This is a genomic window from Chryseobacterium sp. HNCC26DJ240, assembly GCF_057180485.1.
The window spans coordinates 111,306-127,993 of sequence record NZ_JBXUGK010000007.1 but is presented as its reverse complement, the minus strand read 5'-3'; the positions used below and the strand labels follow the sequence as shown (position 1 = coordinate 127,993).

Annotated in this window: 13 protein-coding genes; 8 read left to right on the top strand and 5 right to left on the bottom strand. The window is 37.8% G+C overall.

What is annotated here, in order from left to right; all coding sequences use genetic code 11:
* Positions 1–3: 3 nt before the first annotated feature.
* From AC2A1G_RS14840 to glgB, 4 genes are read right to left on the bottom strand one after another with little or no spacing between them, the layout of a single operon-like run.
* Positions 4–546 (bottom strand): FEKKY domain-containing protein, encoded by a 543-nt coding sequence (locus AC2A1G_RS14840; protein WP_484047694.1) that lies wholly within the window; start codon positions 544–546, stop codon positions 4–6.
* Positions 547–549: 3 nt separating this feature from the next.
* A complete protein-coding gene (locus AC2A1G_RS14835; protein ID WP_484047693.1) occupies positions 550–1,956 on the bottom strand; it encodes a glycogen synthase in 1,407 nt (468 codons plus the stop codon).
* A 4-nt stretch (positions 1,957–1,960) separates the two neighbouring features.
* The gene (locus AC2A1G_RS14830) at positions 1,961–2,536 is read right to left on the bottom strand and encodes a hypothetical protein (RefSeq protein WP_484047692.1); all 576 of its coding nucleotides are present in this window, start codon (positions 2,534–2,536) and stop codon (positions 1,961–1,963) included.
* Positions 2,496–4,481, bottom strand: coding sequence for a 1,4-alpha-glucan branching protein GlgB (gene glgB / locus AC2A1G_RS14825; RefSeq protein WP_484047691.1), 1,986 nt, complete (start codon positions 4,479–4,481; stop codon positions 2,496–2,498). The genes AC2A1G_RS14830 and glgB overlap by 41 nt, the downstream gene beginning before the upstream one ends.
* 292 nt (positions 4,482–4,773) lie before the next feature.
* Between glgB and AC2A1G_RS14820 the strand changes: the two genes are divergently transcribed.
* From AC2A1G_RS14820 to AC2A1G_RS14785, 8 genes are all read left to right on the top strand, one after another.
* Positions 4,774–5,883: an alpha/beta hydrolase gene (locus AC2A1G_RS14820; protein WP_484047690.1), complete on the top strand. Its 1,110-nt coding sequence runs from the start codon at positions 4,774–4,776 to the stop codon at positions 5,881–5,883.
* 170 nt (positions 5,884–6,053) lie between these two features.
* Positions 6,054–7,469 (top strand): leucyl aminopeptidase family protein, encoded by a 1,416-nt coding sequence (locus AC2A1G_RS14815; RefSeq protein ID WP_484047689.1) that lies wholly within the window; start codon positions 6,054–6,056, stop codon positions 7,467–7,469.
* Between the two features lie 140 nt (positions 7,470–7,609).
* Entirely contained in the window at positions 7,610–8,821 is a 1,212-nt protein-coding gene (locus AC2A1G_RS14810; RefSeq protein ID WP_484047688.1) for an ATP-grasp domain-containing protein, read from the top strand.
* A gap of 30 nt (positions 8,822–8,851) precedes the next feature.
* A complete protein-coding gene (locus AC2A1G_RS14805; RefSeq protein ID WP_484047687.1) occupies positions 8,852–9,565 on the top strand; it encodes an alpha/beta hydrolase-fold protein in 714 nt (237 codons plus the stop codon).
* Between the two features lie 47 nt (positions 9,566–9,612).
* The gene (locus tag AC2A1G_RS14800) at positions 9,613–10,566 is read left to right on the top strand and encodes an ATP-grasp domain-containing protein (protein ID WP_056080660.1); all 954 of its coding nucleotides are present in this window, start codon (positions 9,613–9,615) and stop codon (positions 10,564–10,566) included.
* A gap of 21 nt (positions 10,567–10,587) precedes the next feature.
* Positions 10,588–11,706 carry a carboxylate-amine ligase gene (locus tag AC2A1G_RS14795; protein ID WP_484047686.1) on the top strand — a complete coding sequence of 373 codons (1,119 nt, stop codon included), beginning with the start codon at positions 10,588–10,590 and terminating at the stop codon, positions 11,704–11,706.
* A gap of 32 nt (positions 11,707–11,738) precedes the next feature.
* A complete protein-coding gene (locus tag AC2A1G_RS14790; RefSeq protein ID WP_484047685.1) occupies positions 11,739–12,566 on the top strand; it encodes a type 1 glutamine amidotransferase in 828 nt (275 codons plus the stop codon).
* Positions 12,567–12,623: 57 nt separating this feature from the next.
* Positions 12,624–13,808 carry an ATP-grasp domain-containing protein gene (locus AC2A1G_RS14785; protein ID WP_484047684.1) on the top strand — a complete coding sequence of 395 codons (1,185 nt, stop codon included), beginning with the start codon at positions 12,624–12,626 and terminating at the stop codon, positions 13,806–13,808.
* Positions 13,809–13,925: 117 nt separating this feature from the next.
* Here AC2A1G_RS14785 and cphA read toward each other — a convergent pair whose 3' ends face one another.
* Complete coding sequence (cphA, locus tag AC2A1G_RS14780) at positions 13,926–16,556, bottom strand: cyanophycin synthetase (RefSeq protein ID WP_484047683.1); 2,631 nt, start codon at positions 16,554–16,556, stop codon at positions 13,926–13,928.
* Between the last annotated feature and the right edge of the window lie 132 nt (positions 16,557–16,688).

The following is a 16,688-nucleotide window of genomic DNA, read 5'->3' as shown; positions in this document are numbered from 1 at the left end:
AAATTAGTTGTGATTTTTTATATTTATATTTTTTATAGTTCGTTTTTTAATGTCAACTTCCATCCTAAAGCATATCTTTTCTGGATTTTCATAATTAAAAACATCTACGGTATAGACATCGGAATTCATTGTTGGTCGTATTGTTCGTTCGATTTCATCAATTGGAATTTTACATTTATTCAAATTTGTACGAAATGATTTATTTAAAATTAAAACATCCATTACATCAACCTCTTTCGATAACAAATCCTGAAAGTCTTTTTCATACTTTGCCTGCCAGCCTTTACCATATTTATGTTGAAGCGCAAGATCAGTTTTATTGTTTTCAATTTCAACACTATCTTTTAATTCATTGGTAACCACGCATCCTGCAACTGCTATTCGTTTGATATTCCACTTTTCATCAACTCTTTCTCTAATATTCTGCTTTCTGAAATCCGGAAGACCATACGACAGAAACACGTACTTATACTCAGGTAAAACTGTTTCTTTCTTCCCACATGAACAGAACAAAAAGAAAGCAATAAAGTATAAAATCAGTTTCAAAATTTATTGATTATATAAAGCTACATATTTCTCAGCAGATTTTTCCCATGCAAAATCAAAACTCATATTTGCCTTTACAAGACTCTGCATTACATCCTTTTTGTAATATACGCTTACCGCCCTGTTTATTGCATGAAGAATATCATCAACTCCAGGATAAGTAAAATTAATCCCTGCTCCACCTGTCGAAATATCTTTTACAGTATCACGCAATCCGCCAGTATAACTCACCACAGGAATCGTTCCATATCGCATGGCATACATCTGATTAAGCCCGCAAGGCTCTACTCTGGATGGCATCAACAAAAAATCTGCCGAAGCATAGATTTTATGAGAAAGATATTCTTTATAACCCAAATCCAGCGCAAAATTGCTGAAAGAGTAGCTCAGTTCTGCAAGTCTGTTTTCGAGATTTGTATTTCCTGAACCTAAAATAATGATATTGAGACCGCCATAATTTTGCTGAATGCTTCGCCAAACCACATCAGGCAAAAGATCCGCTCCTTTTTCTGTGGCAAATCTTCCGATAAATCCGAAAAGTGGTAAATCAGGATGCAAACCATATTCTTTGCAGAGTTTTTCTTTGCTCAGTTTTTTCTTTTTAAAGACATCTTTTTTCGTGAAATTTAAATCCAACATCGGGTCTGTTGCAGGATTCCAGACTTCTGTATCAATTCCGTTGATGATGCCGTGGGCTTTGTAGTGTTCGTCTCTTACCAGATTTTCAAGACCTTTGAAACTTTCAAACAGCTCTTGTAGATAACCTTCTGAAACTGTTGTAAAAGCATTGGCACATTTGATCATCGATGCCAAAGGGTTGATCATGCCATTCCAGTCTAAAAGTCCCCATTTGTATTGGTCAAAAGCAGGAAAATAATTCGCCATTCCCCAGCTCATCCAGCCTTGATATTCTCCGTTGTGAATGGTGGCAACTGTTTTCACTCCTTTTAAAAATCCAAATTCCGGACAGTTTTCTATCATAAAAGGAACCAATCCCGTGTGATAATCGTGGCAATGAAGCACATCGGGACGAATTTGCATAGCCGTCAGCCAATGTAACAACCCATGCTGAAAAGCCAAAAACTGAAAACTTTCATCCTGATAACCGTAAGGATTATCCCGGTCTAAAAGTCCTGGAATTCTTACCATATAGAGTTCAAACTCCAAAACATTTGTTCTTTCCTTTAAAACCTGCACCTGAAGCATATTTCCTCCCTGATGAATCCATCCGTCAAAAACAATTTCAAAATCGTGATCGAATACGAAAGGCTTATTGTAAAAAGGCATGACCACTTTAGCGTTGATGCCCTTTATTTTATTCTGATATTTCGGTAACGCACCGACGACATCGGCAAGTCCGCCAACTTTGGCGACAGGGTAACATTCTGTACTGAGATGATATATATTCATATTTTTAATTTTGTAAACTTAAAAAATTATTTCCCTGCACATCTGAGTCAACATTTGCATTTCGAATAAAAAATTCCATCAAAAGAGTCTTATCTATCGCTTCCAACATGTAAATATCAATATCCATTTCTTCACTGTAAAGATTGATGTAATCATACTTTTCAAAAGTACGGGGATCAAACAACCAGGATTCATCAAAATAATCCTTTACAATCTTTAAATCTGGGTCTTGGCCATGTTCTTTTTTATAACTCTCATGAAAATCACGCAGAAATTCTTTTGTGAAAAATTTCATATCAAATTCCTGTGTAATAAGCAACTGCAGAGCAATGAGCGGGCCTCTGCGACCTGTAGCTATCACATGTAATTCATGCACCTTATTATTCAGAAAGGTAATATGACTTTTTGGTATATTGATGTCATAAAATTGAATTTCTCCAGTAAATTTAGCACTTACCAATTGAGGTATAAGTCCACTTTTTGCTAATAATTCAATTTCTTCCTTATCATCTTTTTCCCAGATTACATACTCCTTGATCTCATCGTAATCCTTTTTTAGAAGTTGGCTTAACTGTATCATTTTTCTGTGTTTTTTTGTTAATAATTTTCTCCTTTACATGTTTTTTATATCTTAAAACCACTCCCGAAAGTGCCGGAAGATTAATGCTTATTGTGTTTGTTTTGTTTTTCCATTCTTCTTTATCTTCACTGAAGATATTCGCAATAACGCCGCTACCTCCATATTTTTCATCATCAGAATTAAAGATAAGTTCCCATTTTGAATTTTCATCAACTCCAACTTTGTAATCAATAACCCTTGGCGTAAGATTAAGAATTGTCATTAAAATATCATCCTCTTTTTTGCCTTTTCGCAAATAAATCAGAACAGAGTTATCGGTATCATCTGCTCCCACCCATTCAAAACCATAAGGATTAAACTGATTTTCATAGAGTGCCGTTTCGTTTTTATACAAATGATTCAAATCCTTTACAGCTTCTCTCAACCCTGCATGAATCGGATATTCCAATAGATGCCAGTCTAAACTCTGTTTAAAATTCCACTCGCTCGTCTGCCCGAATTCATCTCCCATAAAAAGCAGTTTTGCTCCCGGATGCGTAAACATATAAACATACAAAGCTCTGAGATTGGCAAATTTCTGCCATTCATCTCCAAACATTTTATAAATCAAACTTGCTTTTCCGTGAACAACTTCGTCGTGGGACAGAGGCATCATATAATTTTCATTATACATATACATCGACGCAAAGGTGAGCTTGTGATGAAAATGCTTTCGGTTGATTGGATCTTCCTTAAAATATTTCAGTGTGTCGTGCATCCAACCCATCATCCATTTCATTCCAAAACCTACACCACCATCGTGAACAGGTTTTGTCAGCATTGGAAAATCCGAACTTTCCTCTGCGATGGTCATGATGGAATCGCCGAATTCCTTGTAAACTGCGGTATTGAATTCCTGAAGAAAGGTTTTAGCTTCAAGATTCACATTTGTTCCAAAAATATTGGGCTCCCACTCGCCCTCGTTTCTCGAATAATCTAAATGCAACATAGATGTTACAGCATCTACACGCAGTCCGTCTACATGATAACGGTCGAGCCAAAACATGGCGTTGGAAATCAGAAAAGATTTTACCTCACTTCTGCCGTAATTGAAAATATACGATTTCCAGTCGGGATGAAAGCCTTTTCTTGGATCTTCATGTTCGTACAGATAAGAACCGTCGAATTTGTGTAGTCCGTTGGCGTCGCCCGGAAAGTGAGACGGAACCCAGTCGAGGATTACGCCAATATTATTTTTGTGGAGTTCATTAATTAAAAACATCAGATCCTGAGGAGAACCGAATCTTGACGTTGCGGCAAAAAATCCGGTAATCTGATAGCCCCAGCTTGGATCATAAGGATACTCCATTACGGGCATAAATTCTACGTGGGTAAAACCCATTTCCAGAATATACGGAACAAGCTTCCCGGCTATGTCGCGGTAATTTAAAAACTGTTTTGGATTGTCGCCAAAACGCAGCCACGAACCAATGTGCATTTCATAAACGGAGATCGGAGCATTAAGACTGTTGTTTTTCCAGCGGTTCTGCATCCATTCTGTATCATCCCAATCGTAATAAGTTGTGGAAATAAGCGATGCAGCCTGAAGATTCTGTTCCCAGCTCAGTGCATACGGATCACTTTTCTCAAGAATTTCGCCTTCTTTGGTTTCGATGGCGTATTTATACAAAGTTCCCCATGTGAGACCTGCTATAAAACCTTCCCAGATGCCGGATTCATCCCATCTCGGTGAAAGAACAGCTTCGGAAGGGTTCCATTTATTAAAATTACCAATCACCGAAACTTTTGTGGCAAAAGGAGCCCAAACTGAAAAGTAAACGCCTTCAACGCCATCTTTAGTGACGGAATGAGCGCCAAATTTATCATACAGTTTATAGTGTTTACCTTCTTTAAAAAGATAAATATCATGTTCGGTAAAAAGTGAATAGTTTTGTACAGACTTCATCGTTTATGTTTTTCTCCTGAATTGAGTTGCAAAACTCCTACTGCAAGAGTTATACCCCATATCCACTAATTTTTGGGATTTACGTAAATATATAAAATTTTATTATGCAAAACACAGTTGTAACAAAATTTTAATATTGATTTTAATTTAAATTAATTCAAACACCTTTGACAATGTTTAATCCTGAAAAAAAATCTGTTGAAATTTTTAATATTTAAAAAACACAGAACCTTCTTCAGTTTAAAAAAAGTTTTTATAAATTTAAACAAACAAAAAATATTTCAGAACGTACATGATATTTAATTTAAAGACACAGGAAAATGATGACAGACCGATTTACATTACAGGTAACTTCAACAGCTGGAATCCTAAAGACCCTAAATTCAGGCTTTGGAAAAAAGAGCCACAGCATTCATTAATAGAAATTCACGACAATATTTTACCCGACATTATAGAATACAAATTCACGAAAGGCGGCTGGGAAAATGTGGAACTTGATGAGTACGCCAACATTACCCCAAACCGGAGAATTGAAAAAAGCAGACAAAATTCTGATGACGTCGTAACCAAATGGCGTTACAACTGGGGACCTTTTAAAAAAGAACTTTACCCTATTGCAGAGATTATTTCTGAAGAATTTTACATCCCGCAACTCGACAGACACCGTAAAATCTGGGCTTTGCTTCCACACGATTACTATTCGACGGAAAAAAGCTATCCCGTGCTTTATCTTCAGGATGCCCAGAATCTTTTCAATGAAGGTAGTGCTTACGGAAACTGGGAAATAGACAAAAAGCTTTCTGTATTATCAGAATATGGAAGAGGCGACGTAATTGTAATTGCGATAGAACACGGAAGTGAAGACCGGATAAAAGAGTATATTTTCGATAACGACAGTGTTGCCAATGGATCTGAAGGTAAAAAATACATCAGATTTATTACTGATACTTTGAAACCGTACGTAGACGCGCATTACAGAACAAAAAAAGACCGAGACAATACAGGAATTGGCGGCAGCTCACTGGGCGGCCTCATCAGTATTTACAGTGGATTTCTGTATCCGGAGGTTTACTCTAAACTTTTGATCTTTTCCCCGAGTCTCTGGATTGAACCCAATAATAATTTCCCGATGATGAATTTCAGGGTTCCTTTTAAAACTAAAATTTACCTCTACGGAGGAGAAAAAGAAGGTTCAAAAATGGTTAACCGCATTAATGTTTTTGAGCAGTATCTTAAAATATGGGAGAAAAAAAACCTCTTTGATTTTGAATTTAAAACCAACATCAATCCAGATGGCGAACATAAAGAATTCTACTGGTCGCAGGAGTTCCCAAGGGCTATAGAATGGCTTTTTTACAACAATACAGAAAATCCGGTGGAAGTTACTCCACATCAGGATTAAAAATTAATGATCCTCAACAATTTATAATAACTGAAAAACCTTCGAGAGCATTTGCAAGTTTACGGCTTTGTGAACCTTTAAATAATATATTAGTGCAAAACCTTGTGAACTTTGCGTTCAAAAAAGCATTATTATAAAGAATATATATATTCTAAAAAATTAAATATAGAATGAAACTAATTAATAAAAAAAACAAAAAATACGCACAGATCTTTCAACTTTTTACAGAAGAAAAATGGACTGAAAGCGCAAAAAATTTCAATAAAAATATTTCACTCGTATTTTCGGGAAAGAAGAATGAGGTACATATACAAACCAATGAGGATAATATCTGTTTTTTCATCGGTTTAGGGAAAGCAAATGCTGCCAATTATGAATTTCAGCAGGTTGGACAAAAATTTTCACAGACTCAGAAAGAAAAGTTACAGCCTGTTGCTACGCAGATCACCTGTGAAGACATCACCGAGAAACAGTTTGAAGAGTTCTTCAAAGGACTTTATCTTGGTACTTACACATATAATTTTGACAAATCTCATACGCTTTGGAATGAAAAAACCGAACTTCATTTTGAGAACTTCAGCCCCAAGAAATTAGATCAAATCCTGAAAAATGCAAACGCTATCTGTGAAGGTCAGTTTGCCTGCATGGAATGGCTCAATAAACCTGCAAATCTTAAGAAAACAGATGTTTTGAGTGCAGCTTTAAAAGATCTTTCTAAAAAATACGATTTTAAATATACTTCATTCAACAGAAAAAAATGTTTGGAACTTGGTCTCGGAGCTTACTTAGCCGTTAATCAAGGCAGTGAGCAGGATGCAGCTTTTACCATTTTAGAATATAAAACGAAAATAAAAAACGCCAAAACCATCGGTCTTGTCGGCAAATGCGTAACCTTTGATACCGGCGGAATTTCCATTAAAGCATCAGACAACATGCACTACATGAAATCTGATATGGGAGGCGCTACAGCTGTGATTGGAGCACTGATTTACGCAGCGGAAAAGGAGGTACCTGTTAATATAATTGCCATCTTGCCGATTACTGACAATGCGGTTTCAGAAAACGCTTATCTACCGAGCGATGTTATCAAGGCATACAACGGAAAAACGATTGAAGTTCTCAATACAGATGCAGAAGGCAGAATGATTTTGGCAGATGCGCTCACCTATTTATCTAAAAATTATAAAACCGATGTCATGATTGATTTGGCAACCCTCACAGGAAGCAGCGTGCGAATGTTTGGCGATACCTGTGGAGCGATGTTTTCAAATAATGACAGATTAAAAGATCTGCTTCTGAAAACCGGTGATCAGACCAACCAAAGACTTTGGAATCTGCCACTCTGGGATGTCTGGAAAGACGATTTCAAATCTGATGTCGCCGATGTAAAAAATATTTCGATGAAACCCATCGGAGACTGCATTGTTGCTGCAAAATTCTTGGAAGAATTTATTGAAGGACATCCAAATTGGGCACATCTGGATATTGCCGGTGTAGCATTTGGAAATACGGGATATTCAAAAGAAAAGGCAGCAACGGGTTACGGCGTTCAATTATTAGCCGAATTAATTGAAAATTATCACTAAAAATTAGTTTTTTAGAAAATTTATCCCTATACTTGATAAGAAATTTTTAAAATCATATCAATTAGGGATTTTTATTAAAAAGTCTCAAACAATTGTTTGGTTTTGTTTTTAATAACCAACCTAAACCCTCAAAACACTATATGGAGAAGAAAACTATTGTTTGCATTTCCTGCTATTACAAAGGCTATGATTTCATGGAGGAAATGAAAAATCTTGGCAACAAGGTCATCCTCATCACCTCAGAAAATCTCAAGGAAAAAAACTGGCCGTGGCACGCGATAGATGAAGTTTTCTACATGCCCGAACTTAAACCTTCGGTGTGGGATCTTGAACATTTGGTTCAGGGATTTTCCCACCTGATGAAATCACGAAAAGTCGACGCAGTAATTGCTCTCGACGATTATGATGTGGAAAAAGCAGCGCTTGTACGGGAAACGTTCAGGATTCCAGGTATGGGACAGACCACCCACAGATATTTCCGTGATAAACTGGCAATGCGGCAGAAAGCAAAAAGTTCAGGGATTGATGTTCCGGAATTCACGGCAATTTTTAATGACGCCGAAGTATCTGAATTCACCCAAAAAGTTCCTGCACCATGGGTGTTGAAACCCAGATCTGAAGCTTCAGCAAGCGGAATTAAAAAATTAAAATCTGAAGAAGAACTTTGGAGAGCCCTTGAAAATCTGGGAGACGAAAGACATCTTTTTCTTCTGGAAAGCTTTAAGCCTGGCGATGTTTATCACGTAGACAGCCTTACATTCAATGCCAAGACGGTTTTCACATCTTCATCCAAATATCTCGCACCTCCAATGCAGGTTTCGCACGAGGGCGGAGTTTTCAGAACGAGAACTTTAGGAAGATATTCTGATGAATTCAAAGCTTTGGAACTTGCCAATGAAAAAGTTTTGACCAATTTTGGGCTTCAAAACGGAGCCACACATACAGAATTTATCCGTGGAAAGGAAGATGGAAAATGGTATTTTCTGGAAACTTCTTCACGCGTCGGCGGAGCTCATATTCCCGATTTGGTGGAAGCTTCAAGCGGTATCAACATCTGGCATGAGTGGGCAAAAATAGAGGATGCTCTTTTGAAGGGGCTGGATTATTCCATCTCAAAACCTACAGGATACTATGCCGGACTTATCATCGCATTAATTAAGGAAAAACATCCTGATTACCAATATTTCGAGTCGGAAGAAACAGTTAAGTTCTTACCAATCGATTATCACGTGGGAATTGTCTACAAATCTTCAGATTCTGAAGTCATTCAGACGAGACTTGATGAAACGGCAGAAAAAATCAACGCTGAAATGCTGAGTATTATTCCGCCAAAAGACAAACCAACTTCTTAGATTTTATTTAAATTTCAAACACTATAACTTATGCCGCAAATCACGCATACAGATTACTATTCGCATATATTAGGAACGAGCCTGAAAGTAGAAGTAACAGGTCATTATGGTTACCCAATCATTATGTTTCCTACTTCACAAGGTCAGTATACCCAGAACCATGATTTCCATCTTAACGGAAGCATCAACTGGTTTATAGAGCAGGGGAAGGTAAAACTATACAACATTCAGACGATTGATGCCTGGAGTTTTTATGACAACAACATTTCGCCACGCCAGAGAATTAAAAACTATGAACTGTATGTACAGTTTCTTTTAAAAGAGTTTGTGCCATACGTTCAGAAAATGCATCAGACCCATCGTGTAGCGGTTGCAGGGGCAAGTTTCGGAGGGTATCATGCTGCCAATTTCGCTTTCAGATTTCCGGATTTGGTTTCTCACCTTTTCTGTCTTTCAGGGGCGTTCAGCATCAGAAACTTTATGGACGGATACAGCGATGATCTCGTTTTTTTCAATTGCCCGAGAGAATTTGTCCGCACAGACGAAGCGTGGAAATACAAACACATGCATATCGTTCTCAGCACTTCAGACGAAGACATCTGCAAAGATAAAAACATCGAAATGGCAGAAATATTAAGTTCAAAAGGAATTGATTTCTGGTATGATGAGCGCAAATGGATCAACCACGACTGGCCACTTTGGCGATTGGTTTTCCCAACATTTATAGGTCGGTTTTTCTTATAAAATTATTTAAATCTAAACAATATTAAACACATTAAAAAACTTTTATTATGGCAAAAAAAGTAGGAATTCTTTTTGGTATGGAAGACACATTTCCGTGGGCATTCATCGATAAGGTAAACGAATTGGGCAAGGGAGACATCGTTGCAGAACCCGTAATGATCGATAAGCTCGAGCAGGGCGTTGATTACGGATACGCTGTTATCATCGACAGAATTTCTCAGGATGTTCCTTTTTACAGAGCGTACCTTAAAAATGCAGCTTTGAACGGAACTTATGTCATGAACAACCCTTTCTGGTGGAGCGCTGACGAAAAATTCTTCAACAATGCATTGATGTCTAAACTTGGTATTCCATTACCTAAAACCGTTTTGCTTCCTTCACATGAAAGACCAAGCAACACATCTGAAACTTCATTCAGAAACCTTAAATTTCCTCACGACTGGGATTATATTTTCGATTACGTAGGATTTCCGGCATACATGAAACCTCACGACGGTGGCGGTTGGAAAAGCGTTTACAGAGTGGAAAGCCCTGAAGATCTTTGGGATAAACTTTCAGAAACAGAACAGTTGGTGATGATGGTACAGGAAGAAATTGTATTTGATGATTACTACAGAGTGTACTGCTTGGGTAAAAAGCACGTTCACATCATGCCTTACGAGCCGAGAAATGAGCATCATTTAAGATATGCAACGACGCATCAGACTTCGGGTGCCAAACTTAAAAAGTTACTGAAAACCATTCACGATTACACTATTAAAATGAATGAAGCTTTAGGATACGATTTCAATACTGTGGAATTTGCGGTAAGAGACGGAATTCCTTATGCTATCGACTTCTGTAACCCTGCGCCGGATGCTGATAAAAATTCTGTTGGAGAAGAAAACTTCAAATGGATCGTAGAAAATGCAGCAAAATTTGCGATTGAGAAAGCCAAAGAATATGTTCCTGGAAAAGCAAATATCTCATGGGGAACTTTCGTGAAGGACTCTGCGAAATAATTAATTTCAAAAACACAAAGTATGCACACATTTACCATAGGAATTGAAGAGGAATATCAAATCATAGACGTTGAAAGCAGAGATCTTATTTCTCACGTTTCCAAAATTATTGAGGGCGGTAAAGCGGTTTTAAGTGAAAATTTAAAACATGAAATGCACGAATCCATGATTGAAATGGAAACCGGAATCTGCCAGAATATCCAGCAAGCCAGAGATGAGCTCACGAGTCTTCGTAAACACCTTATTGCAACAGCCCACGAACAGGGACTTCGTGTCTCCGGAGGAGGAACACATCCTTTTTCCAACTGGGAGCACAACACGATTACCAACGGAGAGCGTTACAATAAAATTGTTGACGATATGGGCGACGTGGCAAGAGGAAACCTCATCTTTGGTCTGCACGTACACATAGGAATTCCCAACCGTGAGGAAGGCGTGAGAATACAGAACGTAATGCGTTATTTTCTACCCCACGTTTATGCATTATCCACCAATTCACCTTTCTGGATTGGAAGAAATACCGGATTTAAATCCTACAGACAGGAGATTTTCGTGAAATTTCCAAGAACAGGAATTCCGAGTTATTTTAATTCTCTTTCCGAATTTGACAGCTATGTTGATCTTCTGGTAAAAACCGGAACCATCGACAACGCCAAGAAAATATGGTGGGATCTCCGTGTGCATCCTTTCTACCCGACGATCGAGTTCAGAATCTGCGATATGCCGATGAGAATAGACGAAACTGTCTGTCTTGCTGCAATTATGCAATGTCTTGTGGCAAAAATCTATAAACTGCATCAGCAGAATTTAAGTTTCAGAAGCTACAGAAGATTATTATTGAATGAAAACAAATGGCGTGCTTCCAAAGACGGAATTGATGCTCATTTAATTGACTTTGGTAAAGAGGAATCTGTTCCTTACCGTGATCTTTTAAAGGAGCTACTTGAATTTATCGACGATGTTGTAGATGAATTAGGTTGCCGAAAAGAAGTGGAATATGCATGGCAAATCATTGAAAATGGAACCGGTGCAGACCGCCAGCTGAAGGTTCTTCATGAAACAGGAGACTTGAAGAAAGTAGTTGATTATATGATCTCTGAAACAGAATTTGGTATCACGCACAGCGAGGCTGCTTTATAAAAATTTTATAACTTTGTTCAAATTATGAAGTTATGAAAGAGATAAGAATTGCGCTGCTGGATATGAATAACAACAAGAAAAATCAGGGTTTTAAGAACATCCGTGAGATTTCTGAAAGTTTTAAAGCAAATTCTGAAGAAGAAATTAACATTACCACTTTTGATATAAGACATCTGAACGAGATGCCGAAACTTGAAGATTTTGACATCTTTATTTCATCAGGAGGACCGGGAAATCCGCACAGAGAAGGACATGTATGGGAAGAGAAATTCGCCGGTCTTTTAGATGGTATTTTTAGTCACAACAAAGTTTCAGAGAACAAAAAATATATGTTTCTGATCTGTCATTCGTTTCAGATTGCAAGCATACACTGGAAACTCGGGAATATTTGTGAAAGAAAATCATACTCATTTGGTGTGATGCCTGTTCACAAATCTGAAGAAGGAGAAACTGATTTTTTACTTAAAAATCTACCAGATCCTTTTTATGCTGTCGATTCAAGAGCGTATCAGTTCATCGAGCCGGATCAGCAGAGATTTGATGAGTTGGGAATGAAAATAATGGCGTTGGAAAAGTTCCGCCCGCACATCAATCTTGAAAGAGCAGTGATGGCGATTCGTTTTTCAGAGGAAATTTTCGGTACTCAGTTTCACCCCGAAGCAAATCCTGAAGGAATGCTGGAAAACCTCAAAGATGAAGAAAACAAACTGGCAATGATTGAAAACTACGGTATCGAAAAATATCTCGAAACTTTGGACAGAATGGATGATGAGGATAAAATAAAACTGACTCAGGCACAGATTCTCCCACGATTTCTGGAAGATGCAAAACAAAAAATTCTACAGCCGGAAACTGTTTAGAAATACAGCAAAATCGGGCACAGCGCCCGATTTTTTAATTTAAAAAAAACATCAGGGATGATTCCAAAATACAGACAAAAATTTAATTCAGAATTCTCTAATGAGAAATACCAAAAAGTAAATTCAATCCTTACCGAAAAAAGCGAAATACAAACAGGATTCAGGCTTTCTGAAAGTCCGGTTTTTTTGACTCACGATTTTAAAAATAAACTTACAGACGCCAGCGAAAGTATTTTGGATCAAATCATTGCGATGTCGCCGGAAGCTTTACAGAAAGCCATTCCCGACAATTGTAAAGTTCCGAATGATACTTTAAAACCTCACTTTTTTACCATCGATTTCGGGATCTGTAAAAATGCAAAAGGCGAAGTTGAACCTCAGCTGATCGAACTTCAGGCCTTTCCGTCTCTATATGCATTTCAAAAAGTATATGAAGATGCTTTCTGCGAAGTTTACCCTTTTTTGAGTGATCTGAAAAGCAAAATGAGCGATGAAGAATTTCTGTCTCAGATGAAAAATTTAATTGTAGGAAATGAAAATCCTGAAAATGTAATTCTTCTTGAAATTTATCCTGAAAAACAGAAGACCGCAATTGATTTTAAACTTACAGAAAACTTTTTAGGCATAAAAACCGTCTGTCTTACCAAAATAAAAAAAGACGGAAAAAAACTTTTCTATGACAATGACGGAAAGCTTACGGAGATCCGAAGAATCTACAACCGTGTAATTTTTGACGAACTCGACAGAATTCCGGATCTGAAAACTGAATTTGACTTCAGGGAAGAGGTTGATGTAACCTGGGTAACGCATCCGAACTGGTTTTTCAAAATTTCAAAATATCTTTTGCCATTATTAAAACATGAATTTGTTCCAAAAAGTTATTTTCTAAACGAATTTCCAGCCGATGAAAATCTGAATGATTTTGTTTTAAAACCTCTGTTTTCTTTTGCAGGAAGCGGCGTAAACCTTCATCCGACAACAGAAATTACAAATAAAATTGAAGATAAGGAAAATTATATTTTACAGAGAAAAGTAGAATACGCACCAGTTTTTGAAGATATCAACGGAGAATTTTCCCGTGCGGAAATCCGGCTTTTGTATGTGTGGCAGGAAAATGAGGAGCGTCCGGTTTTGGTTCAGTACCTGGTAAGAATGACCAAAGCGGAAATGGTAAACGTCGATTTCAATAAAAAAGACGCCATTTGGATTGGCAGTTCTCATGCTTTTTTTGGAGAGGAATAAATAAAATAGAAATCGGATGCGCCAGTTGGTTCATCCGATTTTTTTGGCTTAAGCCAAAAAAATGATTCGGGGCGGGCCTTTGGCCCGCCCCGAATCTTCACAAAACTTCAATTTGCATTAAAGCCCTTTATTGTCTTCAAGCAATTCTCTCGCCTGATACTCCTGTACTAAGTCAATTGCATTAGAAATCACATCGCTCAGAGCAGTGATGAAAGTACCGTCTTCAGCCATTCCCATTGCGTGTTTCAACGCTTCAATTTCTTTAGGAATCGTTTCATAGCTCACGTCTTTACCTGATTCCTGCATACCTTCAATAATTAAACCATTGATTTCTTCTTCGGTTCTTCCGCGAAGGTGCTTTTCGTTGCGGATGATGATATGGTCGAACATTCTTCCGGCAATTTTCCCGCAAAGTTTGATGTCTGCGTCTCTCCTGTCGCCAACTCCGGAAATAATACCAATTTTCTTGGTCGCTTCCACATTTTTAAGATAATCTTCAATCGCTTCATACCCAGCCGGATTGTGAGCAAAGTCGATTAAAACTTTAAAGTTCTTAAAATTAAAGACATTCAGTCTTCCCGGAGTAAGCTGTGCACTTGGAATAAAAGTTCTGAGTGAATTGGAAATATCTTCAATCGCAAATCCGTACAGATAACAAGCTAAACTAGCTGCCAAAACATTTTCAATCATAAACTTCGCCTTCCCTTCCATCGTGATTGGGAAGTCTTTTGCTTTACCAATTCTGATTTTCCAGTCGCCTTTCTTGATAGTTACAAAACCTTCTTCGTAGACACAGGTCGTTTTGCCTTCCTTAGCATATTTCTTGATGAATGGATTGTTTTCATCCATGCTGAAGAGTGCGATATTGCTGTCGAGATCATTGATGATTCTCATTGAATATTCGTCATCGGCATTCATTACGCTCCACCCGTTCTTTTTCACGCTGTCGAGAATCACACGTTTTACTTTCGTAAGATCTTTCAGATTGTGAATATCGTTGATGCCTAAATGATCTTCTTTAATATTGGTTAAAACGCCAATATCACAATTAGAGAATCCTAAACCTGATCTCAAAATTCCGCCTCTGGCAGTTTCAAGAACAGCAAATTCTACAGTGGGATCTTTTAAGATAAATTCAGCTGAAATCGGCCCCGTAGTATCCCCTTTCGTCAACATTGTATTTTGGATATAAATACCGTCTGAAGTGGTGAATCCTACTCTGTAGCCGTTGTTTTTAACAATATGGGAAATCAGTCTCGTCGTTGTCGTTTTTCCGTTGGTACCTGTCACCGCAATAATTGGAATGGTAAACGGCTTTCCTGGTGGATAAAGCATGTCAACGACTGGAGCAGCAACGTTTCTTGGCAATCCTTCGCTTGGTGCAAGGTGCATTCTGAATCCCGGAGCAGCATTCACCTCAATAATCGCAGCACCACTTTCTTTTAAAGGCTGGGTAAGATTTTCAGCCATAATATCGATTCCGCAAACATCAAGACCGATGATTTTTGAAATCCTTTCAGCCATTGTGATATTTTCCGGATGCACCATATCGGTAACGTCTATAGAAGTACCGCCAGTTGAAAGATTGGCAGTCGATTTTAGATAAACTACTTCTCCTTTTTGAGGAACCGTATCTAATGTGTAATTAAGTTTTTCTAAAAGCTCGGTCGTGTCTTTATCAATACTGATTTCTGTAAGAACATTTTCGTGACCGTAACCTCTTCTCGGATCCTGATTTTCTTTGTCAATCAGTTGCTGAAGATTCAATTCTCCATCTCCGATGACGTGAGCCGGAACTCTTCTTGCCGCAGCAATCATCTTATTATTAATGACCAAAACCCTGAAATCGTAACCTGTAATGTATTTTTCAACAATTACTTTTCTTGAATAAGTTTGAGCGTGTTGCAAACCGATTTTAGCCGATTCCCAATCATTTACATTGATTGACGAGCCCTTACCGTGATTTCCATCTAAAGGTTTAATTACAACAGGATAACCGATTTTTCTTACGACCTCATCTAAGCCTTCTTCATCGACAATCAGTTCACCAATCGGAACAGGAATTGCCGCATCGTGAAGCATTCTTTTGGTTAAATCTTTATTACAGGCGATATCCACACCGATACAACTTGTATTTCCGGTAATAGTTGCCTGAAATCTCTGCTGATTCACTCCATAACCCAACTGAACCAAAGAATTTGTTCCCAGTCTGATCCAGGGAATTTTTCTGGAAACAGCTTCCTCCACAATACTTCCCGTTGACGGTCCCAAACGCACTCTTTCACGGATTTCTTTCAGTTTTTGAATACACGCAGCAAGATCATAGTCTTTTCCTTCGATAAGTGCTTCGGCTATTTTTACAGATTCTTCTGCTGCATAAATTCCTGCGTTTTCTTCAAGATAATTAAAAACAACATTGTAAACTCCCGGTGTTTTTGTTTCACGCGTTCTTCCGAAACCTACTTCCATTCCTGCAAGGGTTTGAATTTCCAGAGCAATATGCTCAATCACGTGCCCCATCCATGTACCCTCCTGTACTCTGTGAAAGAAGCCACCTTCCACACCTTCAGAACATCTGTGTGTGATAAGCGACGGAATAAGCTGCTGTATACGCTCTCTGAAGCCATTAATTTTATTAGTAGGGAAATTTTCCATTTCCTGAAGGTCCAGTCTCATCTGGATCAGTTTCTTTCTTCTAATGCTCCAAATGTTTGGCCCTCTTAGTGCCTGTATCTTCTCAATGTTCATATAAAAGGTGTCGGGTTAATTATCAATTTTTTGTTTTATACTCAAAGATAATGCAAAACATTAAATGATTGCAACATCAGTTTAAATATTTCTTAATACATTAAATATTATCATAAGCAATCTCTAATGAAA